29 protein-coding genes are annotated in these 26919 nt (G+C 68.8%); 21 read left to right on the forward strand and 8 right to left on the reverse strand.

Features of this window, described 5'->3' with window-relative positions; genetic code table 11:
* Positions 1–10: 10 nt before the first annotated feature.
* The 10 genes from BJ988_RS05910 (at position 11) to BJ988_RS05955 (ending at position 8244) form a co-directional block, all read left to right on the forward strand.
* Entirely contained in the window at positions 11–979 is a 969-nt protein-coding gene (locus tag BJ988_RS05910) for a cell division protein FtsQ/DivIB (RefSeq protein ID WP_179657166.1), read from the forward strand.
* Positions 980–1175: 196 nt separating this feature from the next.
* A complete protein-coding gene (ftsZ, locus tag BJ988_RS05915) occupies positions 1176–2408 on the forward strand; it encodes a cell division protein FtsZ (protein WP_179657167.1) in 1233 nt (410 codons plus the stop codon).
* 58 nt (positions 2409–2466) lie between these two features.
* On the forward strand, positions 2467–3177 hold the full coding sequence (gene pgeF / locus BJ988_RS05920; RefSeq protein ID WP_179657168.1) for a peptidoglycan editing factor PgeF: 711 nt from the start codon (positions 2467–2469) through the stop codon (positions 3175–3177).
* On the forward strand, positions 3177–3881 hold the full coding sequence (locus tag BJ988_RS05925; RefSeq protein ID WP_179657169.1) for a YggS family pyridoxal phosphate-dependent enzyme: 705 nt from the start codon (positions 3177–3179) through the stop codon (positions 3879–3881). The genes pgeF and BJ988_RS05925 overlap by 1 nt, the downstream gene beginning before the upstream one ends.
* A gap of 119 nt (positions 3882–4000) precedes the next feature.
* Positions 4001–4486 carry a cell division protein SepF gene (locus BJ988_RS05930; protein ID WP_141803932.1) on the forward strand — a complete coding sequence of 162 codons (486 nt, stop codon included), beginning with the start codon at positions 4001–4003 and terminating at the stop codon, positions 4484–4486.
* A 141-nt stretch (positions 4487–4627) separates the two neighbouring features.
* Positions 4628–5407, forward strand: a complete 780-nt coding sequence (locus BJ988_RS05935; RefSeq protein ID WP_179657170.1) for a DivIVA domain-containing protein — start codon at positions 4628–4630, stop codon at positions 5405–5407.
* Between the two features lie 456 nt (positions 5408–5863).
* The gene (locus BJ988_RS05940) at positions 5864–6292 is read left to right on the forward strand and encodes a TraR/DksA C4-type zinc finger protein (RefSeq protein WP_179657171.1); all 429 of its coding nucleotides are present in this window, start codon (positions 5864–5866) and stop codon (positions 6290–6292) included.
* Positions 6265–6861, forward strand: coding sequence for a signal peptidase II (gene lspA / locus BJ988_RS05945; protein WP_218860611.1), 597 nt, complete (start codon positions 6265–6267; stop codon positions 6859–6861). The genes BJ988_RS05940 and lspA overlap by 28 nt, the downstream gene beginning before the upstream one ends.
* A gap of 71 nt (positions 6862–6932) precedes the next feature.
* Complete coding sequence (locus BJ988_RS05950) at positions 6933–7799, forward strand: RluA family pseudouridine synthase (RefSeq protein WP_246321763.1); 867 nt, start codon at positions 6933–6935, stop codon at positions 7797–7799.
* A gap of 4 nt (positions 7800–7803) precedes the next feature.
* Complete coding sequence (locus BJ988_RS05955) at positions 7804–8244, forward strand: GNAT family N-acetyltransferase (protein WP_179657174.1); 441 nt, start codon at positions 7804–7806, stop codon at positions 8242–8244.
* A 45-nt stretch (positions 8245–8289) separates the two neighbouring features.
* Here the strand turns inward: BJ988_RS05955 and mmuM are convergent, their stop codons facing one another.
* The gene (gene mmuM, locus BJ988_RS05960) at positions 8290–9252 is read right to left on the reverse strand and encodes a homocysteine S-methyltransferase (RefSeq protein ID WP_179657175.1); all 963 of its coding nucleotides are present in this window, start codon (positions 9250–9252) and stop codon (positions 8290–8292) included.
* A gap of 161 nt (positions 9253–9413) precedes the next feature.
* Between mmuM and dnaE the strand changes: the two genes are divergently transcribed.
* Complete coding sequence (gene dnaE, locus BJ988_RS05965) at positions 9414–12998, forward strand: DNA polymerase III subunit alpha (protein WP_179657176.1); 3585 nt, start codon at positions 9414–9416, stop codon at positions 12996–12998.
* Positions 12983–13597 (forward strand): hypothetical protein, encoded by a 615-nt coding sequence (locus tag BJ988_RS05970; protein ID WP_179657177.1) that lies wholly within the window; start codon positions 12983–12985, stop codon positions 13595–13597. The genes dnaE and BJ988_RS05970 overlap by 16 nt, the downstream gene beginning before the upstream one ends.
* Positions 13598–13639: 42 nt before the next feature.
* Here BJ988_RS05970 and ybaK read toward each other — a convergent pair whose 3' ends face one another.
* The 3 genes from ybaK to BJ988_RS05985 all read right to left on the reverse strand — a co-directional run bounded on the left by ybaK (position 13640) and on the right by BJ988_RS05985 (position 15729).
* Positions 13640–14149: a Cys-tRNA(Pro) deacylase gene (gene ybaK / locus BJ988_RS05975; RefSeq protein ID WP_179657178.1), complete on the reverse strand. Its 510-nt coding sequence runs from the start codon at positions 14147–14149 to the stop codon at positions 13640–13642.
* A complete protein-coding gene (locus BJ988_RS05980) occupies positions 14149–14811 on the reverse strand; it encodes an LON peptidase substrate-binding domain-containing protein (protein ID WP_179657179.1) in 663 nt (220 codons plus the stop codon). Before BJ988_RS05980 ends, ybaK begins: the two co-directional genes overlap by 1 nt.
* A gap of 159 nt (positions 14812–14970) precedes the next feature.
* Positions 14971–15729: a hypothetical protein gene (locus BJ988_RS05985; protein ID WP_179657180.1), complete on the reverse strand. Its 759-nt coding sequence runs from the start codon at positions 15727–15729 to the stop codon at positions 14971–14973.
* A 148-nt stretch (positions 15730–15877) separates the two neighbouring features.
* Between BJ988_RS05985 and hisD the strand changes: the two genes are divergently transcribed.
* The 6 genes from hisD to BJ988_RS30100 all read left to right on the forward strand — a co-directional run bounded on the left by hisD (position 15878) and on the right by BJ988_RS30100 (position 21253).
* Positions 15878–17221, forward strand: coding sequence for a histidinol dehydrogenase (gene hisD, locus BJ988_RS05990; RefSeq protein ID WP_179657181.1), 1344 nt, complete (start codon positions 15878–15880; stop codon positions 17219–17221).
* Complete coding sequence (locus BJ988_RS05995; protein WP_179657182.1) at positions 17218–18324, forward strand: histidinol-phosphate transaminase; 1107 nt, start codon at positions 17218–17220, stop codon at positions 18322–18324. Before hisD ends, BJ988_RS05995 begins: the two co-directional genes overlap by 4 nt.
* The gene (gene hisB / locus BJ988_RS06000; RefSeq protein ID WP_179657183.1) at positions 18321–18929 is read left to right on the forward strand and encodes an imidazoleglycerol-phosphate dehydratase HisB; all 609 of its coding nucleotides are present in this window, start codon (positions 18321–18323) and stop codon (positions 18927–18929) included. The genes BJ988_RS05995 and hisB overlap by 4 nt, the downstream gene beginning before the upstream one ends.
* Before the next feature lie 79 nt (positions 18930–19008).
* Complete coding sequence (gene hisH, locus BJ988_RS06005) at positions 19009–19668, forward strand: imidazole glycerol phosphate synthase subunit HisH (RefSeq protein WP_179657184.1); 660 nt, start codon at positions 19009–19011, stop codon at positions 19666–19668.
* Entirely contained in the window at positions 19669–20001 is a 333-nt protein-coding gene (locus BJ988_RS06010) for a hypothetical protein (RefSeq protein WP_179657185.1), read from the forward strand.
* Between the two features lie 28 nt (positions 20002–20029).
* Positions 20030–21253 (forward strand): isochorismatase family protein, encoded by a 1224-nt coding sequence (locus tag BJ988_RS30100; protein ID WP_343051495.1) that lies wholly within the window; start codon positions 20030–20032, stop codon positions 21251–21253.
* Positions 21254–21257: 4 nt separating this feature from the next.
* Here BJ988_RS30100 and BJ988_RS06020 read toward each other — a convergent pair whose 3' ends face one another.
* Positions 21258–21692, reverse strand: coding sequence for an SRPBCC family protein (locus BJ988_RS06020; protein WP_179657186.1), 435 nt, complete (start codon positions 21690–21692; stop codon positions 21258–21260).
* Entirely contained in the window at positions 21689–22003 is a 315-nt protein-coding gene (locus BJ988_RS06025) for a helix-turn-helix domain-containing protein (protein ID WP_179657187.1), read from the reverse strand. The genes BJ988_RS06020 and BJ988_RS06025 overlap by 4 nt, the downstream gene beginning before the upstream one ends.
* Before the next feature lie 85 nt (positions 22004–22088).
* Here BJ988_RS06025 and BJ988_RS06030 point away from each other — a divergent pair, with 85 nt between their 5' ends.
* From BJ988_RS06030 to hisF, 3 genes are all read left to right on the forward strand, one after another.
* On the forward strand, positions 22089–22808 hold the full coding sequence (locus BJ988_RS06030) for a VOC family protein (protein ID WP_179657188.1): 720 nt from the start codon (positions 22089–22091) through the stop codon (positions 22806–22808).
* A 68-nt stretch (positions 22809–22876) separates the two neighbouring features.
* Positions 22877–23626: a bifunctional 1-(5-phosphoribosyl)-5-((5-phosphoribosylamino)methylideneamino)imidazole-4-carboxamide isomerase/phosphoribosylanthranilate isomerase PriA gene (gene priA / locus BJ988_RS06035; protein ID WP_179657189.1), complete on the forward strand. Its 750-nt coding sequence runs from the start codon at positions 22877–22879 to the stop codon at positions 23624–23626.
* Positions 23623–24384 carry an imidazole glycerol phosphate synthase subunit HisF gene (hisF, locus tag BJ988_RS06040; protein ID WP_179657190.1) on the forward strand — a complete coding sequence of 254 codons (762 nt, stop codon included), beginning with the start codon at positions 23623–23625 and terminating at the stop codon, positions 24382–24384. Before priA ends, hisF begins: the two co-directional genes overlap by 4 nt.
* 335 nt (positions 24385–24719) lie before the next feature.
* Here hisF and BJ988_RS06045 read toward each other — a convergent pair whose 3' ends face one another.
* A complete protein-coding gene (locus BJ988_RS06045) occupies positions 24720–26171 on the reverse strand; it encodes a YncE family protein (protein ID WP_179657191.1) in 1452 nt (483 codons plus the stop codon).
* Between the two features lie 114 nt (positions 26172–26285).
* A complete protein-coding gene (locus BJ988_RS06050; RefSeq protein ID WP_179657192.1) occupies positions 26286–26909 on the reverse strand; it encodes a TIGR03085 family metal-binding protein in 624 nt (207 codons plus the stop codon).
* Positions 26910–26919 lie beyond the last annotated feature (10 nt).

The following is a 26919-nucleotide window of genomic DNA, read 5'->3' on the forward strand; positions in this document are numbered from 1 at the left end:
GGAGGCGAGCATGGGGGAGAAGGGGTCGGGCGTCGAGACGAGCGAGGCAGCGGCCACGCAAAGCACGGACGCCGAGATCGCCGAGGCCCTGGAGATCGCCCAGTCGGCTTCCGGGGAGCGCGAGATCGACCTCGAGACGACCGGAGTGACCGCGCGAAGCGCGGACTCGGATGAGGCGAAGTCCGGCTCCGAGCCGCGCAACGAGTCGACCCCGGAGCCGGACGGGCCGGTGGTCGACGCGGCGACCCTCAAGAGCCGCAAGGCGTTCGCCCGCCGCCAGTGGAGGCGGCGCTGGCTGGCGTGGCGCTATCTCATCGTCGGCACCTTGGTCATCGCCCTCCTGCTCGGCGGGATCTGGGCGGTCTACTTCTCCACCTGGCTGCAGGTCAAAGGCACCTCGGCGCACGGCACGATGAAGATGACCAACGCCAAGGAGGTCGTCGAGTTCGCCGCGGCCCCGATCGGGGAGCCGCTGGCCACCGCCGACCTGGAGGCCGTGCAGGTGCGGGTGCTCAACGGACTGCCGATGGTGCGCTCGGTCAACGTCTCGCGGGAGTGGCCCGACAGGATCCGGGTCGACGTCACCGAACGTACGCCGGTGGCGGTCGTCTCCATCGGCGGGCGGCTGCGCGCGCTCGACGAGACCGGCACCGTCTTCTGGAGCTACAAGAAGGCGCCGGCCGGCCTGCCGATGGTGAACACCGTGACCGGCACCAACTCCGACGCGCTCCGCGAGGCGGCCGCCGTGGCCTCGGCCCTTCCGGCCGACCTCGCCAAGAAGGTCGACCACGTCGAGGTGACCACCGTCGACTCGATCTCGCTCGAGCTGCGCAACGACAAGCGTGTGGTCTGGGGGAGCAGTGCCCAGTCCGACACCAAGGCCGACGTGCTGGTCGCGCTGATGAAGGCGGAGCCGGATGTGGCCCGCTACGACGTGACCGTGCCGGGTCAGCCCGTCACCAGCAAGAGCGTCGGCTGACCCGGAGCGGGGTCTTCCCTACCGGACAGCAACGGATCGGCACAACTGATCCGCATCCGCGTGTCGTGCCAGTTTGAGGACGTACGTCTGCCTACTGTTCTGAGAACGGCGAGGTTGACATAACTATAACCCTCAGGCTGAGGGTAAGGGTTGAACCGGCCGTAAGAACCAACTAGCGATCGAAGGGGCGACCACCGTGGGAGCTGCACAGAACTATCTGGCGATCATCAAGGTCGTCGGCATCGGTGGCGGCGGCGTCAATGCTGTCAACCGGATGATCGAGGTCGGCCTCAAGGGGGTCGAGTTCATCGCCATCAACACCGACGCGCAGGCCCTGCTGATGAGCGACGCCGACGTCAAGCTCGACATCGGCCGTGAGCTCACCCGCGGTCTCGGTGCCGGCGCCAACCCGAGCGTGGGGGAGAGCGCCGCCGAGGACCACGCCGACGAGATCGAAGAGGTCATGCGAGGCGCCGACATGGTCTTCGTGACCGCCGGCGAGGGTGGCGGCACCGGCACGGGCGGCGCTCCGGTCGTGGCTCGGATCGCTCGGAGCCTCGGTGCTCTGACCATCGGTGTGGTGACCCGCCCGTTCGCCTTCGAGGGCCGCCGTCGCGCCAACTCCGCCGAGGAGGGGATCGCCAAGCTCCGCGAGGAGGTCGACACGCTCATCGTCATCCCCAACGACCGGCTGCTGTCGATCTCGGACCGGAACGTGTCGGTGATGGACGCGTTCCGCCAGGCCGACCAGGTGCTGCTCCAGGGTGTCTCCGGCATCACCGACCTGATCACCACGCCCGGCCTGATCAACCTCGACTTCGCCGACGTGAAGTCGGTCATGTCCAACGCCGGTTCGGCGCTGATGGGCATCGGCTCGGCCCGCGGTGACAACCGCAGCGTCGAAGCCGCCGAGATGGCCGTCTCCTCGCCGCTGCTGGAGGCGTCGATCGACGGCGCCCACGGCGTCCTGCTCTCGATCGCGGGCGGCTCCGACCTCGGTCTCTTCGAGATCAACGAGGCCGCCGCGCTGGTCGCTGACGCGGTCCACCAAGAGGCCAACATCATCTTCGGTGCGACCATCGACGACGCGCTCGGCGACGAGGTCCGGGTCACCGTGATCGCGGCTGGGTTCGACGGCGGCATGCCCAAGCGCCGCGAGGGCCAGTCTGCTCTCGGCACCGTGCACGGCCGCGCCAGCACCCCTGTGCCCGCCAGCAACGGTGAGACCGCAGCCGCGGCCACCGCGGTCGCGACCCGGCGTACCGAGGAGCCCGAGGAGACCCCGGCAGCGCCGCCGGCCACGCCTGCGGCCCCGGCGACGCCTCCGCCTGCAGCTCCGCCCGCCGAGCCTGCTCCTGTCGCCAAGAAGCCGGCGCCCAGCGTCCAATACAGCGACGACGAGCTCGACGTTCCCGACTTCCTGAAATAATCCAGTCTCAAGCAGTTCAAGTCTCGAGTAGACCCAGTCTGAAGTAGGTCCCAAAGGCGTGTATTCCTTCCGAGCCTCAGTAGGCCTCGTCGACCTGGCGTTCACCGACAGGTACGGCGGGGTCAGCCGTGCTCCGTACGCCGAGCTCAACCTGGCGGTCAACGGCTCGGACTCGCCGGAGGCGAAGGCCGAGAACCACCGCCTGCTGCTGGCCGACTTCGCCGACGGGGGCCCCTTCGCCGACCTCTACCAGGTCCACGGTGACGTGGTCGTCGACGCTGAGTGCGGCACCCGCCCGGAGGCGGACGGGATCGTCACCACCGAGCGTGACCTGGTGCTGCTGGTCCGGACCGCCGACTGCGTACCCGTGCTGCTCGCGGACGAGACGGCCGGTGTGATCGGCGCGGCCCATGCCGGGCGCAAGGGGATGGCGGTCGGGGTCGTGCCCGCGACCATCGCCCGGATGCGCGCGCTCGGCGCGACCCGGATCAAGGCCTGGGTGGGACCGCACGTGTGCGGCAAGTGCTACGAGGTGCCTGCCGAGATGCAGGAGGAGATCGCCGCGGCCGAGCCGGCCGCGCGCGCGACCACGAGCTGGGGCACCCCCAGTCTCGACGTGGGCGCCGGAGTGCTCGCCCAGCTCGCCCGCGAGGGCGTCGAGACGGTCGACGCCAGCCGCTGCACCCGCGAGTCCGAGGACCTCTACTCCTACCGCCGCGACGGCGCCGGCATGTCGCTGGGCGCCCTGATCCGGTTGCGTGGTGCCTGATGACGACCGGTCGCACCGAGGAGATCGCCGCCGGGCTCGCAGAGACCCGCGAGCGGATCGCTACGGCTGCCTCGGCCGCCGGACGCCTCGCCGAGGACGTCCACCTGATCGTGGTCACCAAGTTCTTCCCGGCCTCCGACGTACGCATCCTGGCCGGTCTCGGAGTCACCGACGTAGGTGAGAATCGTCACCAGGAAGCCGCGGCCAAGGCGGCCGAGTGCGCCGATCTCGGCCTGCGCTGGCACTACATCGGTGGGCTCCAGTCCAACAAGGCGGCGGCCGTGGCCGGCTACGCCGACGTGGTCGAGTCCGTCGACCGCTCCTCGCTGCTGCCTCGGCTCAGCCGCGGCGCAGGCGAGCGCGGTCAGATCATCGACGTGCTCCTTCAGGTGTCCCTCGACCCGCCCGGGCGTGCGGGGCGCGCCGGGGCAGAGCCCGGTGACGTACGCGATCTCGCCGCCGAGGTCGTGGCGACCGACGGTCTCCGGCTCCGGGGTCTGATGGCGGTCGCTCCTCTCGGTGAGGAACCGGAGCCGGCCTTCGTCAGGCTGGCGCGGATCCGGGAGGACTTTCTGGTCGAGCATCCCGAGGCGACGGTGCTGTCGGCGGGGATGAGCGGAGACCTGGAGCAGGCGATTACCCATGGCGCGACACACGTACGTGTCGGGTCCGCGGTCCTCGGAGAGAGGCCAACTGTCAAGTAATGTCTCGGTCAGCAATACTTTGGGGAAGGTGGCGACGGCATGAGTGAGCGTCAGCGAACGGCAACAGGCCTCAGGCTGCCGCGTCCGTATTCTTGCGCTTGCGCAACGGAGGCGGCGGCATGAGCGGCGCGATGCGCAGGTTCGGTGAATACCTCGGCCTGCTCGAGGACACCGGGTACGACGACGATGTCTACGAGGGTGACGACGACGAGACCCGCTCCCACCAGGCCGTCAAGGCGCCGGTGCGGTCGAAGCAGTCTCGCCCGGCTCCGGTGGCTGACCTTTCCGAGCGGCGACGAGCAACGGTGGTGCCTGCAGTGGCAGAGCTTTCCAAGATCATCACGCTGACCCCGACGTCCTACAACGAAGCGCGTCAGATCGGCGAGAACTATCGCGACGGCACGCCGGTGATCATGAACCTCACCGAGATGAACGATCCCGACGCGAAACGGCTCGTCGACTTTGCGGCCGGCCTGATCTTTGCTACCTATGGGAACATCGAGAGGGTCACCAACAAGGTGTTTCTCATCTCGCCTGCGAACGTCTCGGTCACGGCTGAGGCCAAGCAGAGGATCGTCGAGGGCGGCTTCTTCAACCAGAGCTGAGACCTTCGTCACCTGCCTGTGGGCACCTGGATGCGGTCCGCGTCTGGCGTGTCTATGGACAGGCGCTAGAGTTTCGACAGCATTACCTGATGCCGCCCCCCGGCGGTGCAGTCCGTACGTCTGAGTCAAAACGAGTAATGAATGGGTGAGGTCATGCCGCTGACGCCAGAGGACGTGAGCAACAAGCGCTTTACTCCCGTCCGGCTCCGCGAGGGCTACGACATGGGCGAGGTGGACCAGTTCCTCGACGAGGTCGAGGCCGAACTGGCACGTCTCACCCGGGAGAACGACGACCTTCGCGGGAAGTTGGCATCTGCGCAGTCGGGTGGGGGTCCGTCCTTCCCGATGGCTCCCGAGCCGCCTGCTCCGGAGCCCATGCCGGCTCCTGAGCCGGTCTCGCACCAGATGCCGATGTATCAGGAGGCACCGCAGACCGGCGGGATCGAGACGATCCGGGTCGAGACCGTGCCGGAGGCGTCCAACGCCGCCGCGCGCCTGCTCGAGCTGGCCACGCGCAACCACGACGCGCTCATCGACACCGCGAAGAACGACGCCGACAAGATCGTCGGCGAGGCCCGCACGAAGGCCGAGCGTCTCGAGGGCGAGTCGAAGGCTAAGGCCGACCGCATGGAGGCCGACGCGCGCACCCGTGCGCAGATGCTCGACAGCGAGACGGCCGAGCGTCGCCAGCAGCTCTTCGGCGAGCTGGAGCGGGAGAAGGACAACCTGACCACCGAGGTCGACACGCTGCGCAACTTCGAGCGTGAGTACCGTTCGCGTCTCAAGAGCTACTTCACGCAGCAGCTCGACGCGCTCAACAACTCGGCTGAGTCACAGGCGCCCGTCATGGCGGCCGCCGTCAACGAGTCGGGCCCGGCGCCCAAGCGTCTGCGCTCCATCCTGGGGGAGGACGAAGGCTGAGGCCTTCGTAGTCAGACTTCGTCGGCCGGTCCCGCAACGCGGGGCCGGCCGACGCGTACGTCCGCTGCCGTCTCGGTCATCCAGGCTGGGCGAGTTCTAGCAGGTGAGGCCGGTTCTGTATGGGTAATCGGTGATTTTTCCGCGCTGCGGACCAATATCCGTGCAGTTTCGGTGTGTTTGTTGAGTAGCGCCCGATCCCGGGCTACATTCCGGGCACGCACTCCGCACCGACTCGGCGGCGCGAAGTGATGGCAGGAGAAAGGGGACTCCATGTCCGTATCTATGAACGGTCGCGTCGTCGCGACCGTTGAACGCATCTGGGTGGTGCCGTCCGAGCTTTCTGGGAATACCAGCCCCTCGATCATGGCTTCCACGTCGGTGGCCACGGCGAGCGCGTAGCCAACCTGACCACTTGTGCGGCCCGGGGGCCGTGTCTCACACCAGAAAGCGAGTGCCGTGCCTAAGAAAGCAACCAAGACCGTCGTCTCTCCTGACCAGCTGAAGGTCAAGGACGGCGACGACCCGTGGACCAAGGATGAGCTCAACGAGGTCATCGACGAGCTTCATGAGATGAAGGCTCACAGCCACGAGGTGCTCGTCGCCCTCGAGACCGAGCTCTCCGGTCTGATGAAGGACTCCGGCGACGGTGCCGGCCAGGACCAGGCCGACATGGGAGCGACGAGCTTCGAGCGTGACCACGAGCTGACAGTGGTCAACAGCGAGAAGGACAAGCTGGCCCAGATCGAGCGTGTCCTGGGACACCTCGAGGACGGGACGTACGGCATCTGTGAGTCCTGCGGGGAGCCGATCGGCAAGATGCGGCTCATGGCGTTCCCGCGTGCCACACTGTGCATGACATGCAAGCAGCGCGAGGAGCGTCGCTGAGCGACGCGCATACCGGTCCTGAGTCCGACGTGCGTCCTGTTCGATGGACGGAGTTCGCGGCCGTCGCAGTGCCTCTGCTGGTCATCGACCAGCTCACGAAGCTCTGGGCGGTCGCGACACTCGTTCCCGGGCAGCCGCAGGAGCTGGTCGGCTCGGTGCTGCAGCTCAACATCATCCGCAACCCGGGAGCGGCCTTCTCGGCGGGGACCGGCTACACCTGGATCTTCACCACGCTCTCGATCGTGGCCACGATCGGTGTGCTCTGGTTCGCCCGTCGGGTGCGTCACCGCGGCTGGGCCTTCGCGCTCGGCATCCTGATCGCCGGCATCAGCGGCAACCTGATCGACCGGCTGGCGCGTGAGCCCGGGTTCTACCTCGGGCACGTGGTGGACTTCCTGCAGCTGCCCAACTGGCCGATCTTCAACGTCGCCGACATGTGCATCAACGTCGCCGCGGTGATGATCGTGATCCTCTCGTTCAAGGGGATCGGGCTCGACGGGTCGATCGACGGCGCCTCCGACGACGCCGAGACCAGCTCGGGGACCAGCTCCGAGGGCGAGGCGAAGTGAGCTTCGGTCACGCCGACCAGCGCACGCTGACGGTCCCCGACGGCCTGGAGGGAGAACGAGTCGACGCCGCCATGGCGCGGCTGTTCGGCCTCTCCCGCACCCGAGCGGCGGAGCTGATCGCCGAGGGGCTGGTGACCGTGGACGGTTCTCCGGTGGCCAAGAGCGACCGGGTCGGCGCCGGGTCGGTGCTCGACGCCACGATCCCGTCGTTGGCCGACCCCTTGGAGATCAAGCCCGAGATCGTCGAGGGCATCAAGATCATCTACGACGACGATGCCTTCGTGGTGATCGACAAGCCCGTCGGGGTGGCCGTGCACCCTTCGCCGGGCTGGCAGGGCAAGACGGTCGTCGGTCACCTCGTGGCCGCCGGCTTCCGGATCTCCACGTCGGGTGCCAAAGAGCGTGAGGGCATCGTCCAGCGTCTCGACGTCGGCACCTCGGGCGTGATGGTGATCGCCAAGTCCGAGCATGCCTACTCCGTCCTCAAGAACGCGTTCCGCAACCGGACGGTCGACAAGACCTACCACGCGCTGGTCCAGGGCCACCCCGATCCGCTCGAGGGGACGATCGACGCACCGATCGGCCGCAACCCGAAGTTCGACTACAAGTTCGCGGTGCGGGCCGACGGACGCCACTCGGTGACCCACTACGAGACGCTGGAGGCGCATCGGTTCGCCTCCCTGCTGAAGATCCACCTCGAGACCGGGCGCACCCACCAGATCCGCGTCCACATGTCGGCGCTGAAGCACCCGTGCGTCGGCGATCTCACCTACGGCGCCGACCCCGCTCTCGCCCGGCGGGTGGGGGTCGAGCGGCAGTGGCTGCACGCGATGCGGCTCGGCTTCGAGCACCCGGAGACCGGTGAGAACGTCGCCTTCGAGTCGACCTACCCCGACGATCTCCAGCACGCGCTCGATGTCATCCGCGACTCCGACTGAGGCGGTGCTCCGCCCTGCGGAGCAGGAGGACATCGCCGAGATCGTCAGCACCTACATCGAGGCCCGCGCCGCCGCGCCGATGCCGGCTCCGATCTACCCGGAGTCGGACATCCGGGAGTGGCTGGCGGTCAAGGTCCTGGCGCCCCAGAAGGGTGCGCAGGTCTGGGTCGCGGAGGTCGCCGGCGTGGTCTCGGCATTCGTCGCCTTCACCCCGACCTGGCTCGACGACCTCTTCGTGCATCCGGGCGCGCAGGGCACTGGTCTGGGCGCGATGCTGCTCGATCTGGTGAAGTCGCTGGCCCCCGACGGCTTCGGCCTGTGGGTCTTCGAGATGAACACGCCCGCGCGAGCCTTCTATGCCCGCCACGGCCTGCGCGAGGTCGAGCGCACCGACGGCTCCGCCAACCAGGAGAAGACCCCCGACGTACGGATGGCCTGGCCCTGACCCGCTGAGGCGTCACTCGCGTCGGCCGAGATGGCACCTCGATGCCTACTCGGCCGACGTACCTGACGCCTCGGCCTGCAGATGTGACATCTCGGCAGCGATGAGGGCGATCTCGGCGGGGCCGACGCGGCAGCAGCCGCCGACGTACCCGGCCCCGGAGCGCACCCAGGAGAGGGCCTCGCCGGGACGGAAGTGGGGATCCCCGGACCAGGCGCCGTCGTCATACGTCTCCGCGCTGCGCGCGGTCACTCCCTCGCTCGGCGCGAGCGGACGAGCAAGCTCGCCGCTCGACCTCGCTCGGTACGTCTCACCGGAGTTGGGGTAGACGACGGCGGGCTTGCCGGTGGCGGCGGCGAGCTGGACGGCGGCGGGGACATCGGCCGGGTCGCAGCAGTTGACGCCGACGGCGACCACCGAGCGGATGCCGGCAGCCAGCGCCAGGGCGTCGGCCAGGGGCTGGCCGGCGCGGGTGCGGGTGCCGGCGCAGGAGTAGGAGAACCAGACCGGGAGCCCGATGTCGTCGAGAAGGTCGACGAGCACCTCGGCCTCCTCGGTGTCGGGGATGGTCTCGACCGCGATCAGGTCCGGGTCCTCGGTCTCGAGCAGCGCCAGCCGGGGCGCGTGGAAGTCGCGCAGCGTGGCCGCGGTGACCCCGTAGCGGCCGCGGTACTCCGAGCCGTCGGCGAGGTAGGCGCCGTAGGGTCCGATCGAGGCGGCGACCAGGCGCCCGGGAGCCTCCTCGGCCACCTCGCGCGCGACGCGGACGCTGCGGCGCAGCAGCTCGGTGGCGTACGTCTGGGTCATCCCGGCCTCCACGAATCCGGGCACGCTCGCCTGGTAGCTGGCGGTCGTGGCGACGTCGGCGCCGGCGGAGAAGTAGGCGCGGTGGACCGCCGCGATCTCCTCGGGCGACTCATCCAGCAGCCGGGCCGTCCACAGGGCACCGGACACGTCATGACCGCGTGCTTCGAGCGCGTTGGACAGGCCGCCGTCGAGGATCGTCACCACAACTGGAGACTGTACGTCGCGGCGCCCGAGAAACGCCCTGGGGCGTCTACGAAACTGTCGGCGCCGCCAGATAGTCTGTAGTCCTTCCCCCAGGTCGTCCGTTTGTGCACGGGCTCCTGCGCCCGCTCCATCCGTTCGACCTCGAGGAGGGCTCTACGCCAATGGCGGCCGGCTCCAAGGACTCTTTCGTCCACCTGCACGTCCACACCGAATACTCGATGCTGGATGGTGCCTCGCTCCTCGACGGTCTCTTCAAGCGGACCAGCGAGCTGGAGATGCCGGCGATCGCGATGACCGACCACGGCAACATGCACGGGGCCTACGACTTCTGGAAGAAGGCGAAGGCTCACGACGTCAAGCCGATCATCGGCATCGAGGCCTACATCACCCCCAACACCCCGCGCTCGGAGCGCAAGCGGGTGCGGTGGGGCAAGGGTGACCGGGCCCAGGAGGGCGGCGACGACGTCTCCGGCGGTGGTGCCTACACCCACATGACGATGTGGGCCGAGAGCACCGAGGGGATGCACAACCTCTTCCGGCTCTCCTCGCGCTCCAGCCTGGAGGGCTACTACTTCAAGCCGCGGATGGACAAGGAGATCCTCGCCGAGCACTCCAAGGGGATCATCGTCTCCACCGGCTGTCCCTCCGGCGCCATCCAGACCCGGCTGCGGCTGGGGCAGTGGGACGAGGCGCTCAAGGAAGCCGGTGAGCTGCAGGACATCTTCGGCAAGGACAACGTCTTCCTGGAGCTGATGGACCACGGCATCTCCATCGAGAAGCGCGTCCGTGACGACCTGCTCAAGCTCGGCAAGACCATGGGCATCCGTCCGGTCGCCACCAACGACTCCCACTACAACAACCCCGAGGACGCCGGCGCCCACGAGGCGCTGCTGTGCGTCCAGTCGGGCAGCCGGATGACCGAGCCGCCCTACTCCAAGGGCGGCAAGCGGTTCGCCTTCGAGGGCAGCGGCTACTACATCAAGACAGCCGCCGAGATGCGTGAGCTGTGGGGCCGGCAGGACCTGATCGAGGCCTGCGACAACACGCTGCTGATCGCCGAGCGCTGCGACGTCGAGTTCACCGAGTCGACCGGTGGCTACATGGCGCTCGCCGACATCCCCGAGGGCGAGACCGAGGAGTCGTGGCTGCGCAAGGAGACCTGGCGCGGCATCGAGCTGCGCTACCCGGGTGGGAAGACGACCCAGGAGGTCCGAGACCGCGTCGAGTTCGAGATCGACGTGATCCTGCAGAAGGGCTATCCGGGCTACTTCCTGGTGGTCGCCGACTTCATCCAGTGGTCGAAGGACAACGGGATCCGGATCGGTCCGGGGCGTGGCTCGGGTGCGGGCTCGATCGTGGCCTACGCGCTGCGGATCACCGACCTCGACCCGCTCGAGCACGGACTCTTCTTCGAGCGGTTCCTCAACCCCGAGCGTCCCTCGATGCCCGACTTCGACATCGACTTCGACGACCACCGCCGTGGCGAGACGATCAAGTACGTCATGGACAAGTACGGCGCGGAGAAGGTCGCCCAGATCGCCACCTTCGGGCGGATCAAGGCCAAGCAGGCGATCAAGGACGCCGCCCGCATCCTCGACCACGGCTTCGCGATCGGCGACCGGATCACCAAGGCGCTGCCGCCCGACGTGATGGGCAAGGGGGTGCCGCTCAAGGAGCTGTTCAACCCCGACCACAAGCGCTACGGCGAGGGCGGCGACTTCCGCGCTCTGCACGACACCGACCCGGACGTGAAGAAGATCTACGAGACCGCGATCGGTCTCGAGGGTCAGATCCGGCAGACCGGCATCCACGCCGCGGGCGTGATCATGGCCTCCGAGCCGATCATCGACATCGTCCCGCTGATGGAGCCGAAGCAGGACGGCCAGGTCGTCACCCAGTTCGAGTATCCGACCTGTGAGGCGCTCGGCCTGGTCAAGATGGACTTCCTGGGTCTCTCCAACCTCCACACCCTCGAGGACGCGCTGGACAACATCCGCGCCAACCGCGACATCGACCTGGTGCTCGAGGAGGTCCCCTTCGACGACACGGCGACCTACGAGCTGATGCAGCGCGGCGACACGCTCGGCGTCTTCCAGCTCGATGGTGGCGGCATGCGCGCGCTGCTGCGCTCGATGCTCCCGGACCGGTTCGCCGACATCACCGCGGTCTCCGCGCTCTACCGTCCGGGCCCGATGGGTGCCGACTCCCACAACAAGTACGCCCACCGCAAGAACGGCCGTGAGCCGATCGTGCCGATCCACCCCGAGCTCGAGAAGCCGCTCGCGGAGGTGCTGGGGGAGACGTACGGCCTGATCGTCTATCAGGAGCAGGTGATGTCGATCGCCCAGGTCCTGGCGGGGTTCTCGCTCGGACAGGCCGACAACCTGCGCCGCGCGATGGGCAAGAAGAAGAAGGCCGAGCTCGACAAGCAGTACGCCGGGTTCCAGGCCGGCATGCTCGAGCGCGGGTACTCCCAGAAGGCGATCGACACGATCTGGGAGATCCTGCTGCCGTTCTCCGACTACGCCTTCAACAAGTCGCACTCGGCGGCCTACGGCGTGGTCACCTACTGGACCGCCTACCTGAAGGCCAACTACCCGACGGAGTACATGGCCGCGCTCTTGACCTCGGTCAAGAACGACAAGGACAAGATGGCGATCTACCTCAACGAGTGTCGCCGGATGAAGATCGCGGTGCTGCCGCCCGACGTCAACGAGTCCTCCCACGACTTCACCGCGGTCGGCAGCGACATCCGCTTCGGCCTGACCGCGGTCCGAAACGTCGGCGCCCAGGTCGTCGACGGGATCGTCGAGGCGCGCACCTCGAAGGGCCGCTTCGCCGACTTCAACGACTATCTCTCCAAGGTGCCCGAGCGAGCCTGCAACAAGCGCGTGATCGAGTCGATGATCAAGGCCGGTGCCTTCGACGACATGAAGCACCGCCGCCGCGCGCTGGTCGCGATCCACGAGACCGCGGTGGACCAGTACATCGACATTAAGCGCAACGAGGCGATCGGCCAGGACTCGCTCTTCGGCGGCCTCGACGAGGACGGCGGCGACGGCTTCGGCGTCTCGGTCGCCATCCCCGACATGGACGAGTGGGACAAGATGACCCTGCTCGGCCACGAGCGGGAGATGCTCGGCCTCTATGTCTCCGACCACCCGCTGATGGGTCTCGAGCACGTCCTCGCCAACGGCACCGACTGCACCATCGGCCAGCTGATGACCGACGAGTCCCGGCCGCACAACTCCACCGTCACGGTCTCCGGGCTGGTCACCAACGTCAACCGGCGGATCACCAAGAAGGGTGACGCCTGGGCGACGGTGACCTTGGAGGACCTGGAGGGTTCGGTGGAGGTGCTGCTCTTCCCCTCGTCCTACCAGCTGGCCGCGCCGCACCTGGTCGAGGACTCGATCATCCGGGTCAAGGGCCAGCTCTCCCGTGACAAGGACCAGCCCGAGCTGCGCGGCCAGGAGGTCACCGTCCCGGACCTGACCGGCGGTCCGGGAGCCGCGGGCGGGCCGGTGGTTATCTCGCTGCCGTCGACGCGGTGCACGCCGCAGGTGATCGCATCGCTGCGTGACGTACTGACCACCTATCCCGGAGTAGCCGAGGTCAGGCTACGGTTGATGACACGGGACGCGACCCGGGTCATGAAGCTCGATGACCGGCTGAGGGTGGCACCGACTCCCGAGCTGTTCGCCGACCTCAAACACCTCCTCGGACCAGGATGCCTGACAATCTGATCGTGCCGCCGCCGCCCAGTCTTCACACGACCGTTCGCCGCTCCGCGCGCCCCGACCTGTCCCGCCCGGTGCGGGTCCAGGTGACCATCATCGTGGCCGCGTTCGTGGTGGGCGGTCTCGCGGCGGGTCTCGCCGCGGCCACCCTGTGGACCCCGCCGACCGGGATGGTGCTCGAGGACAAGTGGTATCGGGGCCTCATCTCGATCGACCCGCCCGCGATCGGACAGAACATCGACCAGGGCGTCTTCGCGGCGACCGCATGGTTCTCCGTCTGCGCGATCGTGCTCGGCCTGCTGGTCGGCATCGCGGCCGCGGTCTGGCTCAACCGCTCCGAGCTCGTCACCCTCGCCGCGGTGACGATCGGGGGAGCGATCGGTGGCGCCCTGATGCTGCTGGTCACCTCGCTGCTCTCGCCCGAGGACCCGAACAGTCTCGCCAAGGGTGCCGCTGACGGCACCGTGCTCGAGGACAGCTTCCAGCTCGCCTCGCCGTGGCTGGTCCTGCTGGTTCCGGGATCGGCGATGCTGGCGCTGATGGTCATCTTCCTGATGTGGGCGCCGCACCAGGAGGCCGACCCGGCGGATCAGCCTGACTCCTGAGGTCGGCGTGCTCGCGCCCGGGCAGCCGCGCCGTGCCAGGCTCTACCTGGCGATCGGTGCGGTGGTGGCGTCCGTGATCTCGACCAGGTCCGCCGGGGCGAGCTCGAGGTCGAGACCCCGGCGGCCGCCGGAGACGTAGACGGTCTCGTACGCCGTCGCCGACTCGTCGAGGACGGTGGGGTGGGAGCGCTTCTGGCCGACGGGGGAGATGCCGCCCGCGACGTACCCGGTGGCTCGTTCGGCGGCGGCGACCTCGGCCATGTGTGCCTTCGTGCCTCCGAGGGCGCGAGCGAGCGCCTTGAGGTCCAGCTGGCCGGTGACCGGGACGATGCCGACCGCGAGCTTGCCGTCGACCGAGGCCATCAGGGTCTTGAAGACCCGCTTCGGCTCGACGCCGAGGGCCTCGGCGGCCTCCAGGCCGTAGGACTCGGCACGCGGGTCGTGCTCGTAGGGGTGGAGCGTGTAGTCGATGCCGGCCCGGGTGAGGGCGACGGTCGCCGGAGTCCCGCCGGATCCCTTTCCGGCCTGTTTCCCGGTCTGCTTCTTCGCCATCAGTTGGGTGACCACTTCGTGCGGGCGACCTCGGTGGCGGGGAGCGAGGGGATGACGTTCATCGCCTTGAGCTCGGCTCGGAGCAGGTCGGTGACCATGCCGAGACGGATCCCGGCGTCGGGTGCCTCCAGGAGAGCCTGGCGGTCGGGCATCGGCAGGGGAGTGGTGGCCGAGATGGTCCAGGAGAGGAACTCCGGGTCCTTGGGGAGCGAGCCGGTGAACGGGTCCTCGCGGAACTCCAGCAGCGCGGCGCGGTAGGCGGTGAAGGTGGCCCGGGCGGTGTCGACGATGGCGCGCGGGACGGCGACGTGCTCCTCGGGGATCTCCTCCACGTCGGCGACGGGGAAGTCACCGCTGCTGATCAGGCTGTCCATCCGGATCCGGTCGACAGCGAGCACCTCGAGATCGAAGGAGTCGTCGTCGTGCTGCTCGACCTCGGTGATCAGCAGCTTCACTCCTACCCGGTAGAGCGACTGGGCGCCGGTATCGCCGACCTCGTAGCCCTCGCGGATCGCAACCGTGCCGAAGTGGCGCTCCTCCTCGTCCTGGCGGAGCAGGTGGTGAACCATCGCGCGGTAGCGGTCCTCGAAGACCCGCAGCGGCAGCGTCACGCCGGGGAACAGGACCGCGCCGATCGGGAACATCGGTAGCCGCTCGTTCACGCCACCACCTCCGTCGCGCGAGCGCCAGGAAACGGAGGGGGCGGCGTGATGTCTGCGTTGTTCGTTCGCTGGCGCTCGTTCACGGGCACCAACCTATGGGGGCCGCGGGCATGTGCGCCCGCGACCCCGCCGGTGTCTGTCTCAGCACTGTCCGATCGGTCAGGCGTCGTAGGTCGCCCGGTCGATCTTGGTGTGGTAGCGCTGGCCGGTGGCAGAACCGAGGAGCGCCCCGACGAGCATCACGGCCAGCAGGACGAGGCCGGCGATCAACGCACCCCAACCGAGCTGGTCGGTGCTCAGGCCCACGCTCGGCAGGTCGACCTGCTGCATGATGTTGTAGCTCGAACCGAACAGCGCGCCCGCGACGGCCGCGATGATCATCACCGCGATGGCCACGATCCACACGCCCAGGCCCTGTCGGCGGGCGTCGAAGCGGGACATCCGCGCCGCGACGTACCCTCCGGCGTAATAGCCGATGAAGAGGACCACGGCGAACGTGATCGCTGCCGCGATCCCGGCCGAGTCCGCCATCGACTGCAGATCGGTCCGGGTCCAGTTCTGCTCGGAGCCGACCGCGGAGGCGATCGCGGAGATGATCCCTCCGAGCAGGACGGTCAGGCCGACCGCGACGAGCCAGCCGAAGAAGCAGGCGCCCCAGTTGAAGCCCCCGTAGGTGTCGTGGAGAGCAGCTCGTCGGCCCTCCTGCGCGTGACGGTGGTGCTCGACGGCCTCTCCCTCACGGGGGTGGCCGACCGGGCCGACCGAGCCGGCGGTGCTGTGCCGGGGGTCGACGCTGTTGTCGTGGCCGACGACCGCAGGGCCGCCGGAGTCGCGGGTCTCCGCGTGGTTCTCGTGAGTCCCCCGGTGGCTCTCGTCGGCATGCTTGTGATCTCTGTGGAAAAGTCCGCTCAGTGCCATGACGATCCCTCCTGTAGTGGGTCAGCCCTCCGGGTACCCGGTTCTGGGCGCCGTATGCCCCTGGCCGGCCGCTCCGCGGTGCGCGGGCGCGACGTCCACGTGGCGTCGGCAGATCGGCTCCCGGGTGGCTCACTCGTAGACTTGAGGCATGATCCGCCGCATCGACCTGAGGGGTGCCGACAGAGGCTCCGCTTCGACCATCGACTACCGCGCCGCCGTGCCGCGCGCCGAGTTCGACATCGAGGCGGCGACCCATGCGGTGCAGCCGATCATCGACGCGGTCCGCGACCGCGGGTACGAGGCGATCGCGGAGTTCTCCGAGAAGTTCGACGGCGTACGCGTCGACGACATCAGGGTTCCGGCCGCGGCGCTGACCAAGGCCCTCGACGAGTTGGACCCGGCGATTCGCGCCGGGCTCGAGGAGTCGATCGCGCGGCTGCGTACGACCTGTGCCGCCGAGCTCGAGAAGGACGCGGTCACCGACCTGGCGCCCGGTGCCCGGGTGACGCACCGCAAGGTGCCGGTGGGGCGCGTGGGGCTCTATGTGCCTGGTGGTCTGGCTCCGCTGGTCTCCTCGGTGCTGATGAACGTCGTTCCGGCGCAGGTCGCCGGGGTTCCCTCGATCGCCTTGGCCTCGCCGCCGCAGAAGGCCAATCCCGATGGGTTCAGTGGGGGGCTGCCGCAGCCGACCATCCTGGCCGCCTGCGCGCTGCTGGGCGTCGACGAGGTCTACGCCGTCGGCGGTGCCCAGGCGATCGCGATGTTCGCCTATGGGGTCTCAGCAGGCTCGACCTCCGGCGGGTGCGAGCGCGTCGACATGGTCACCGGACCCGGCAACATCTACGTCGTCACCGCGAAGCGCCTGCTCAAGGGGCAGGTCGGCATCGACTCCGAGGCCGGTCCGACCGAGATCGCGATCCTCGCCGACGAGACGGCTGAGGCCGCCTATGTCGCCGCCGACCTGATCTCCCAGGCCGAGCACGACCCGCTGGCCGCCTCCGTCCTGGTCACCGACTCCGAGACGCTGGCCGCCGACGTCGAGGCCGAGCTCGACAAGCAGGTCGCCGCCACGAAGCACGTCGAGCGGATCCGCACATCGCTGACCGGCGCGCAGTCGGGCATCGTGCTCGTCGACGACGTCGACCAGGGCATCGAGGTCGTGAACGCGTACGCCGCCGAGCACCTCGAGATCCACACCGCCGACGCGGCGCGCGTCGCCGGCCGGATCCGCAACGCGGGTGCCATCTTCGTCGGATCGTTCGCCCCGGTGTCGCTGGGCGACTACTGCGCCGGGTCCAACCACGTGCTGCCCACCGGCGGCTGCGCCTGCCACTCCTCGGGTCTCTCGGTGCGAGCCTTCACCAAGTCGATCCACGTCATCGACTACTCCCGTGAGGGGCTGGCGGCGGTCAAGGACCACGTGGTCACCCTCGCCGAGGCCGAGGACCTGCCGGGTCACGGCGCGGCGGTGTCGGTGAGGTTCTCGTCGTGACGAGCACCCACTGGCCGCCGATCCGTGCCGAGCTCGCCGGGATCGAGCCCTACGGCGCTCCGCAGCTGGACGTCCCGGTCCAGCTCAACGTCAACGAGAACCCCTACCAGCCGTCCGCGGAGACCGTCGCCGACATCGCCGCGAGCGTCGGCGAGGCGGCGCGCACGCTCAACCGCTACCCGGATCGCGAGTTCGTCGCGCTGCGGGAGGGGCTGGCGGCGTACCTCCGTTCCGACGTTCCGAAGGCGCAGATCTCGCCGGAGCAGGTGTGGGCGGCCAACGGGTCCAACGAGGTGATGCTGCAGCTGCTGCAGGCCTTCGGCGGACCGGGACGCACCGCGATCAGCTTCGCGCCGACGTACTCGATGTATCCGGAGTACGCCCGCGACACCAACACCGAGTGGGTCGTCGGCCACCGGGAGAGCGACTTCGCGATCGATCTGGAGAAGGCGCGGGCGCTGGTCGAGGAGACCCGGCCCCACGTCGTCCTGCTGCCGAGTCCCAACAACCCCACCGGCACCGCGCTGCCCCCGGAGGCAGTCACGGCCCTGTGTGAAGCCGTCGGTGACACTGGGATCGTCGTGGTCGACGAGGCCTACGGCGAGTTCCGCCGGACCGGGGTGCCCTCGGCGCTGGAGCTGCTCGCCGACCACCGCAACCTGGTGGTCACTCGCACCATGTCGAAGGCGTTCGCCGGGGCGGGGCTGCGGCTCGGCTACCTGGCGGCCGACCCGGCGATCTGCGACGCGATCAGGGTCGTACGGCTGCCCTACCACCTCTCCGCGGTGACCCAGGCGGCAGCGAGCGCCGCGCTGCGGCACGCTCCGGAGCTGCTGGGCTATGTGGCCTCCCTCCGCGAGGAGCGGGACGCGCTCGTTTCGTGGCTGCGTGGGGAGGGGCTCGAGGTCGCCGACTCGGACGCCAACTTCGTCCTCTTCGGGCGCTACGCCGACCGGCACGCGGTGTGGCAGGGTCTGCTCGACCGCGGCGTGCTGATCCGCGAGACCGGACCCGAGGGATGGCTGCGGGTCTCGGTCGGGACCTCCGACGAGATGACCGCCTTCAAGCAGGCTTTGACCGATGTGAACGGAGCACGAGCATGAGCAGGACCGCCCGAATCGAACGGGAGACCTCGGAGTCGAAGGTCGTCGTCGAGGTGAACCTCGACGGCACGGGGCGGGTGGACGTCTCGACCGGTGTCGGCTTCTACGACCACATGCTGACCGCCTTCGGGCGCCACTCGCTGGTCGACCTCACCGTGCACTCCGAGGGCGACGTGCACATCGATGCCCACCACACCGTCGAGGACACCGCGATCGTGCTCGGTCAGTGTCTTCGCGAGGCCCTGGGAGACAAGAAGGGCATCCGCCGCTTCGGCGACGCGACCCTGCCGCTCGACGAGGCGCTCGTACGCTGCGTCGTGGACGTCTCCGGGCGGCCCTACTCGGTCCACACCGGCGAGCCGGAGGGGCAGCAGTACGTGCTGCTCGGCGGCTCGGGGGTGCCCTACCTCGGCTCCCTGACCCAGCACGTCTTCGACTCCATCGCCCACCACGCCCACCTGACGCTGCACGTCAACGTGCTCGCCGGGCGCGAGCCGCACCACATCGTGGAGACGCAGTTCAAGGCGTTCGCGCGGGCGTTCCGCGACGCGATCGCGTACGACCCGCGCGAGACCGGGGTCCCGTCGACGAAGGGCGCACTGTGAGCGAGCGTCAGCGAGTGAACAATCGTGTCGATACAGCGCCGCGTTCGTATTCTGGCGCTTGCGTTACGGACGTGGTGCTGTGAGTGCTCCGTCGGTTGTCGTCCTCGACTACGGCTCCGGAAACGTACGCTCCGCCGTCCGTGCCGTCGAGCGTGCCGGCGCCTCGGTCGAGCTGACCGGTGACCTCGACGCCGCGATGGCGGCCGACGGGCTGCTCGTGCCCGGCGTCGGGGCGTTCGAGGCCTGTATGAAGGGTCTGCGGGCGATCCGCGGCGAGCGGATCATCGCCCGGCGGCTCGCTGGCGGGCGCCCCGTGATGGGGATCTGCGTCGGCATGCAGATCCTCTTCGAGACCGGCATCGAGCACGGCGTCGAGACCGAGGGCTGCGGTGAGTGGCCAGGCGTCGTCGAGCGCCTGCAGGCGCCGATCGTTCCCCACATGGGCTGGAACACGCTCGAGGTGCCTGCTGGGTCGTCGCTGTTCGCGGGTGCCGAGAAGGAGCGGTTCTACTTCGTGCACTCCTACGGCGTGCGCGACTGGACCCTGGTCACCAACGACCGCACCGTCGCGCCGCTGGTCACCTGGGCCGAGACCGGGCCGGACTCTGGGGGAGGCGACCGGTTCGTCGCGGCCGTCGAGAACGGGCCACTGACCGCCACCCAGTTCCACCCGGAGAAGTCCGGCGACGCCGGCGCCGCGATCCTGCGCAACTGGGTGCTCTCCTTGAAGGCGGCCTAGGTGGCCCAGACAGGAGCCCGCGCGAAGGCTCGCGCCGAGCGGGAGCGGTTGGCCGCGGCTGCTGCTGAGGGCCGGGCGGCCGAGCAGGCCAGGTCCGCTCGGCGTCGGGTCCGGAAGGAGCGGTTGACGGGGTGGATCCCCGCGCGTCGGTCCCGGCCGGACAGCGCGCTCGCGGAGCGCCGGCGGCGCAACGTACGGACCCTGGTCGTCGTCCTTCTCCTCCTCAACGCGCTGATCTATCTCATCACCGAGGACGTCGGCACGGTGCTCTTCGCCGCTATCGCGTCGGTCCTCGTCGCGCCGGTGGTCTACACGCTGCTCTTCCGCCGCTGAGGTTGTTCGGCACGGCAGGATGGTCGTCGTGGACGACGACTTCGCCAAGGCCCACCTGCACGACAAGCTCCGCGCTGTGCGTGAGGCGCTCGTCTGGAAGCTCGAGGGGCTCTCCGAGCAGGACATCCGCCGCCCGATGACCCCGACCGGCACCAATCTGCTCGGACTGGTCAAGCACAACGCACTCTCGGACGCCCGCTACTTCGGCGAGGTCTTCGACCGTACGCCGCCGGTCGACCTTCCGCCGTGGGACACCGCCGGGTGGTGGGCCGCCACCCACCGGGCGACCGAGCACGAGAGCCGATCCGACGTCCTCGACCTCTACCGTGATGTCTCGGAGTACGTCGACGCCACGATCGAGGAGCTCCCGATCGACGCGCCCGGGTACGTGCCGTGGTGGGACGAGAAGGTCATGCTGTTCAACATCATGGCCGCCCGCCTCTGCGACGCCACCCGTCACGCCGGCCACGCCGACATCCTCCGCGAGACGATCGACGGGTCCGTCGGCGTCGACCGTGAGACCGCTCCACCTCGCGACGTTGCTCGCTCGGCATCCGCTCACACTCAGCCTCGCGCGTCGAGGGTGCACGGGTGGGCGATCCCCGAGCGGGAGTACGCGCGGCAGGAGACGCGGAGGGGCAGACGATATGCGTACGAGACCCTCGAGCCGGCCAGGACTGCGCTGGTCGTCGTCGACCTCGTCCCGTTCTTCTACGAGTCGAACCCGACGTGCTACGCGATCACCCCGAACGTGGGTCGGCTCGCTGATGCTCTCCGCGCCGCCGGCGGTGTGGTCGCGTGGGTCGTGCCAGGTGACCCTGGACCGACGAAGTGGGCGCGGGAGTTTCTCGGGGAGGAGGCGGCGGAGATGTTTCGACGCAGCGGTGGCGCCGGGCCGATCGCGGGCCGGCTCGGACCGGGACTGGAAGCACGAGAGGGCGACTTGCTCGTCGAGAAGACGGCTATCAGTGCGCTCTTCCCGGGGAGCTCGACGCTTCACGACCAGCTTCGGTCGCGTGGTGTCGAGACCGTTGTCGTCACCGGCACACTCACCGAGGTCTGTGTTGCCGGCACCGCCCGCGACGCGGCGACGCTGGGATATCGCACGATCTTGGTCGCCGACGCCACGGCTGGCCGCGACGACGAGTCCCACGACGCGACGCTGTCGACCATCTATCGCACCTTCGGCGACGTACGCAGCACCGATGACGTCATCGAGCTCGTCACTGCCGGATCCAGCGTCGTGACATGACCGACTACGGGGTCTCCACGACCGTCGTCCTGCCGCGTGGCTGGGCGAGTCGGTCGAGACAGTCTCGCCAACCCTGCGCGTAACCCGAGGTGTCCTCGGCGCCGGTGGCGTGGACGACGCGTACGACGGTGGTGTCACCGACCGCGGAGAAGGTGACGGTGACCGAGTCCTCGGGACCGTCGTCGGCGCCGTCGCTGAGCCACACCCAGGTCATGGCCAGGTGCTCGGGGGCGAGGATCTCGGTGAAGGTGCCACGGGCACCGATCCCGGCGGAGCGGCTCTCGAAGCGGTAGCTGCCGCCAGGGCGTACGTCCAGGTCATACGTGGTGTCGTCGAACATCGGCCACCACCACCCGGCCAGCTCGATCGGGTCGGTCCAGGCCTGCCAGGCGCGCTCGGGAGACGTCTTCACGATCGTCTCGGTCACGACTTCGTTCATCGGTCCTCCAAGTGGTCGGTGTAGCGCTGCATGGCGCCGGCCCAGTGGGCTCGGGTGCGTTCGACCCAGGTCGCCATGGCGTCCAGGCCACGTGGATCGAGCGTGATCTGGGTGACGCGGCCTGTCTTGGTCTTGGTCACCAGGCCGGCTGAGCCGAGGACCTTCAGATGCTTGTCGACGGCGGGGAGCGAGAGGTCGAGGTGGTCGGCCAAGGCGGACATGGTCGCCGGACCCCGGGCGACGTGCTCCAGCAGCCTCCGGCGTGATGCGGAGGAGACTGCGCGGGAGACTTCATCGATCGAATACTTCACCAAAAAGAAAAGTATCCCGAGCGCCGGGGCCACGTCAATCCGAATCCGATTGCGTACGCCGCCGCCGCGCCCTACGTTGCCGGACATGACACCTCGGCGGTTCGGGATCTGCATCGACGCCAACGACCCGGAGCTGGTCGCACGATTCTGGGCGGCGGTGCTCGGCCGGGAGGCCGAGACGCAGGGTGAGGAGATCAGGCTGCTGCCGCGGGCGGACGACGACTTCCGGATCAGGTTCGTCCCCACCGATACGCCGAAGACGCTGGAGAACCCGCATCACCTTCATCTCACCAGCAGCCTGCCGGAGGACCAGCAGCGGACCGTGGACCGGCTGCTCGGACTCGGCGCCACCCACCTCGACGTGGGCCAGCGGCCGGACGAAGACCATGTCGTGCTCGGCGACCCGGAGGGCAATGAGCTGTGCGTGATTCCGGCCGGCAACAGCTGGCTGGCAGGGACCGGGTTCCTGGGCGAGGTCGCCGCGGACGGGTCGCGGGAGACCGGGACGTTCTGGAGCGCCGCCCTCGGCTGGCCGCTGGTCTGGGACCAGGACGGCGAGACCGCGATCACCACCCCGTCGGGAAGTGCGAAGGTGGCCTGGGGCGGTCCGCCGCCGGTGCCGCGCGGCGCACATGACAGGTTCCGCTTCGACCTGATCGCGTCCGACGACACCGGTCCCGTCGGCGAGATCCGTCGCCTCGTCGATCTGGGCGCCACGCTGGTCGCCGAGACGTACGAAGGTGGGCGGTGGGCGACGATGAGGGACCCGGATGCCTACGAGTTCACGTTGGTGGAGCCGCGTTGACCAAGGATCCGTCTCGCAGCCGGACGGCGAGGCAGGGGTGGCGGCGTAAGGAACATAGGATCGTGCCCATGGGTGACTACCTCGAGCTCCTGCCGGCCGTCGATGTGAAGGGCGGGCAGGCTGTCCAGCTCGTTCAGGGCGTGGACGGGTCGGAGAAGCGATTCGGCGATCCGTACGAAGCGGCGCTGCGGTGGCAGGAGACCGGGGCCGAGTGGATCCATCTGGTGGACCTCGACGCCGCGTTCGGCCACGGCAACAACCGCGAGATCCTCGCCGGGATCGTCGGCAAGCTCGACATCAAGGTCGAGATGAGCGGCGGGATCCGCGACGACGAGTCCCTCGAGGCCGCGATGGCGACCGGCTGCCGACGCGTCAACATCGGCACCGCCGCGCTGGAGAACCCCGAGTGGACCCGGCGGGCGATCGCGACCTACGGCGACCGGGTCGCAGTGGGCCTGGACGTACGTGGCCGGACCCTTGCTGCGCGCGGCTGGACCAAGGACGGCGGCGACCTCTACGAGACGCTTGCTCGCCTGGACGAGGAGGGCTGCGCGCGATATGTCGTCACCGACGTCAACAAGGACGGCATGCTCCAGGGCCCCAACCTCGACCTGCTGCGTGCGGTCTGCGAAGCCACCGACCGGCCGATCGTGGCGAGCGGGGGAGTGACCACCATCGACGACATCGAGGCGCTGATGGGCCTCGTCGAGGTCGGCGTGGAGGGCGCGATCGCCGGCACTGCGCTCTACACCGGCTCCCTCGACCTCGCCGACGCGCTCGACCTCACTCTCGGGCGGCCGCGCGGGGACCAGTCATGAGTTTGGCGGTACGTGTCATTCCCTGTCTCGACGTCGACGCCGGTCGAGTCGTCAAGGGGATCAACTTCAAGGAGCTGCGCGACGCCGGTGACCCGGTGGAGCTGGCCGCGACGTACGACAAGGAAGGCGCCGACGAGCTCACCTTCCTCGACATCTCCGCCTCGCACGAGGGGCGCGCGACGACGCTCGAGATCGTCACCCGCACCGCTGAGCAGGTCTTCATCCCGCTCACCGTCGGCGGTGGGATCCGCAGCGTCGACGACGTGGACCGGATGCTTCGTGCCGGCGCGGACAAGATCGCGGTGAACACCGCGGCCATCGACCGTCCCGAGCTGATCGCCGAGATCGCCGACCGGTTCGGCAACCAGGTGCTCGTGCTGTCGGTCGACGCCCGCCGGGCGCAGGGGACCAGCTCCGGCTTCGAGGTCACCACCCACGGCGGGCGCAAGTCAGCCGGGATCGATGCCATCGAATGGGCGGTGAAGGCGGCTGAGCTCGGCGCCGGCGAGATCCTGCTCAACGCGATGGACGCCGACGGCACCGAGGACGGCTTCGACATCGACCTGATCAAGGCCGTACGCAGCGAGGTGACCGTCCCGGTCATCGCCTCCGGCGGAGCAGGGAAGGCTGAGCACTTTCCGCCCGCGGTGGAGGCCGGCGCGGACGCCGTCCTGGCAGCCACCATCTTCCACTTCGGCAAGGTGCGGATCGGCGAGGTCAAGCAGGCGCTCTCCGGCGCCGGCGCCCCGGTTCGCTGACGGGGCGGGCATTTTCCCTCGCTGGTGGGGGAGTGCTGCTCTGCCTGGACCGGAAGCCGCGCAGAATCCCGCCTGGGTAGCGATGTTCGGCTTCGCGTGGGCGGATAGTGCCGCAGAACCTTGACCTGGCGGGAATCTGTCTGCACCCCGCGGTGGACGGGGACGAGGCCCTCGAGCTCGCAGGATCACCAGGCGCAGAATCGCGCCCTGGTGGGGAAGTGCGGGCGCGTCGACGCAGACCACCGCGCACAACGCTTCCCTGGCGGTGAAGTGCAAGCGCCGACAACGACCCCGCCCGAGCGGGGTTCGTTCTCGCGAAGCCGGCGACCAGCCGCCTAGCTCAGCAGCGAGCTCGGGATCTGCCCGTGGCGTACCCGCTGGGGGTGGTTGCCGACGTCCAGGTAGGCGAGCTCCTCACCGGTGCGGAAGTCGATCACCGCGACCGCGTCGGCGTCCGACAACGAGGCCCAGCAGGTGTTGCCGAGGCCCTCGGTGGTCCAGTAGGGCTTGCCGTAGTAGTTGCCGGTGGTCTCCTCGTCCAGCGTCTTGTACTCGCCGGTCGTGCGGTCGACCATCGCGACGTAGTCGTCCATCGTGCCGGCGGCGCACAGCGTCTTGCCCTTGGCGTCGATAGAGAGCCCGTGGTGGGCGGAGTCGTTGACGTAGAGCTCGCGCGGCAGGTTGGTGCGCTTGGGGAGCGGGATGACTCGCGTGACGGCGCCGGTGCGGGGCTCCTCGATTGAACCGGTGGAGTAGCCGACCGTGCCGTCGATGTCGGCCGCCTGGGTGTCGAACTCGACCAGGCCGTGCAGGAACGACATCTGGAAGTAGATGAACCGCTCCCCGGGCGCGACCGCCATGGGACGTACGGCCGAGGAGATCGAGGCGTAGCCGGCCTCCTCCAGCTCCTTGCCCATCTCCCAGCGCTGCGAGATCGCGAAGGTGGACTCGTCGACGATCTCGAACCAGCGGTCGCCCTTGATCGCATCGTGGATCGGGCCGATCTTGATCGGCGGGATCAGGTCGGTGCCGGGGATGTTGCCGAGGCCGAGCTGGTCGAGGCGGTGTCCTGAGCTTGTCGAAGGGTTGACCAGCGGCAGCGAGTCCAGCGAGAGCTCCTTCTGGTCGCCGGGGAGGTAGACGCGCCCGATGGAGGCATGGAAGATGCGCGAGCCGTCCTTCGAGTAGTTGTTCTCGTGAGGTGTCTCGCCGGACTCGAACGTACGCAGCCGCTCACCCGTCCGCGGGTCACCTTCGCCGCCCATCCAGTATTCGTGCACCGATCGTGAGGTCGAGTCGGAGACCAGCAGCTTGGTGCCGTCAGGGGAGAGGCCCATGTGGTCGGTGCGGTGGCCGTCCATCTGCTGCTCGACCACGACGGAGTCGGGCGAGCCCGCGAGCGCCTTCTCGATGTCGATCCAGACCACGTCGGCGAGGCTGGGGCGCGAGACCGCCAGCAGCTTGCCGTCGCGCGTGGTGAACATGTCGTCGACGAGCTGGTCGTTGCCTTCACCGGGGCCGTAGCGGACCAGGTAGTACATCGCCAGCCGCTCGGGGTCCTTGTGGATCTCGGCGATCTCCTCGTCCTTGTCCGGCACCAGGTCGATGCCCTTGCGGACCACCTGGAGGCCGCGAGCGTCGACGATCGAGGCCGTCCCGTCCCAGTTGTTGCCCACGATCATCACGTCCCGAAGCGCCTGTGGCGGGGCCGCGCTCAGAGCAGGGGCGGCCGCGGTGAGCGAGAAGACGAAGAGCATGGCGACGGTGACTGCTGCCGCACGACGCATCGTGGGACCTCCTGGGGGATTCGGTTATCTCGAAGACAACCCCGCGGGCGGCACGGAAGTTACGGGCGTCACGCCCGGAGCGACCCGCTGAGTGGAACGCCGATGACGGCGGTCTCAGAAGCCGAGGCTGGCGTTCTCCAGCTGGGTGATCTTCTCCGCGGGCCCGTCGAACGAGAGCCCGCGCACCGCGTGCCGCCCGAAGCAGAAGAGGATGAGCTCACCGACCGGACCGGTGATGGTGACCGGTTCGTCGCCGGCTCGCAGGGTGGCGGTGTCGGTGCCGTTGCTGACCACCACCGGCGTGTTGGCGGGTCGGACCAGGCCCTTGCCGAGCAGCTTCAGGGTGCGCCAGAGGTCACGTTCGGCGGCGGAGGGGAGCGTACGCGGCTCCCAGCCGCTCTGGGCGCGGCGGAGATCCTCGTGGTGGACGAAGAACTCCACCGTGTTGACCACCCTGTCGATCGGCGCGATCGAGTAGAGGGTGCCCTTCGGGTCGCGGAGACGATCGGCGAGATCTTCGAGCGGCTGTGCGGCGTAGGCAGCTTCCGCCCTCCTCAGCGCGGGCTCGAGCGGAGGCAGGAAGATGCCCGGCGCGGCCCACGGGCGCCGCTCACGCACCAGCAGGTGCACGATCAGGTCCTTGACGTCCCAACCCTCGCAGAGGGTCGGTGCCACTGGCCCGAGAGAGACGGCGGTGTCACACAGGGCGAGGCGCTCGGAGCGCGCGAAGGAAGCCACGGCCGCACCC

It is taken from the genome of Nocardioides panzhihuensis, assembly GCF_013408335.1.
Classification (GTDB): Bacteria; Actinomycetota; Actinomycetes; order Propionibacteriales; family Nocardioidaceae; genus Nocardioides; species Nocardioides panzhihuensis.

Excerpts from the sequence above, each read along its gene's own strand:
- BJ988_RS05910 (WP_179657166.1), top strand. The coding sequence starts at position 11 with ATGGGGGAGAAGGGGTCGGGCGTCGAGACGAGCGAGGCAGCGGCCACG.
- BJ988_RS05925 (WP_179657169.1), top strand. The coding sequence starts at position 3,177 with ATGACGACCGGTCGCACCGAGGAGATCGCCGCCGGGCTCGCAGAGACC.
- BJ988_RS05930 (WP_141803932.1), top strand. The coding sequence starts at position 4,001 with ATGAGCGGCGCGATGCGCAGGTTCGGTGAATACCTCGGCCTGCTCGAG.
- BJ988_RS05935 (WP_179657170.1), top strand. The coding sequence starts at position 4,628 with ATGGGTGAGGTCATGCCGCTGACGCCAGAGGACGTGAGCAACAAGCGC.
- lspA (WP_218860611.1), top strand. The coding sequence starts at position 6,265 with ATGCAAGCAGCGCGAGGAGCGTCGCTGAGCGACGCGCATACCGGTCCT.
- BJ988_RS05950 (WP_246321763.1), top strand. The coding sequence starts at position 6,933 with ATGGCGCGGCTGTTCGGCCTCTCCCGCACCCGAGCGGCGGAGCTGATC.
- dnaE (WP_179657176.1), top strand. The coding sequence starts at position 9,414 with ATGGCGGCCGGCTCCAAGGACTCTTTCGTCCACCTGCACGTCCACACC.
- BJ988_RS05970 (WP_179657177.1), top strand. The coding sequence starts at position 12,983 with ATGCCTGACAATCTGATCGTGCCGCCGCCGCCCAGTCTTCACACGACC.
- ybaK (WP_179657178.1), bottom strand. The coding sequence starts at position 14,149 with ATGGCGAAGAAGCAGACCGGGAAACAGGCCGGAAAGGGATCCGGCGGG.
- BJ988_RS05985 (WP_179657180.1), bottom strand. The coding sequence starts at position 15,729 with ATGGCACTGAGCGGACTTTTCCACAGAGATCACAAGCATGCCGACGAG.
- hisD (WP_179657181.1), top strand. The coding sequence starts at position 15,878 with ATGATCCGCCGCATCGACCTGAGGGGTGCCGACAGAGGCTCCGCTTCG.
- hisB (WP_179657183.1), top strand. The coding sequence starts at position 18,321 with ATGAGCAGGACCGCCCGAATCGAACGGGAGACCTCGGAGTCGAAGGTC.
- BJ988_RS06020 (WP_179657186.1), bottom strand. The coding sequence starts at position 21,692 with ATGAACGAAGTCGTGACCGAGACGATCGTGAAGACGTCTCCCGAGCGC.
- BJ988_RS06030 (WP_179657188.1), top strand. The coding sequence starts at position 22,089 with ATGACACCTCGGCGGTTCGGGATCTGCATCGACGCCAACGACCCGGAG.
- priA (WP_179657189.1), top strand. The coding sequence starts at position 22,877 with ATGGGTGACTACCTCGAGCTCCTGCCGGCCGTCGATGTGAAGGGCGGG.
- hisF (WP_179657190.1), top strand. The coding sequence starts at position 23,623 with ATGAGTTTGGCGGTACGTGTCATTCCCTGTCTCGACGTCGACGCCGGT.
- BJ988_RS06045 (WP_179657191.1), bottom strand. The coding sequence starts at position 26,171 with ATGCGTCGTGCGGCAGCAGTCACCGTCGCCATGCTCTTCGTCTTCTCG.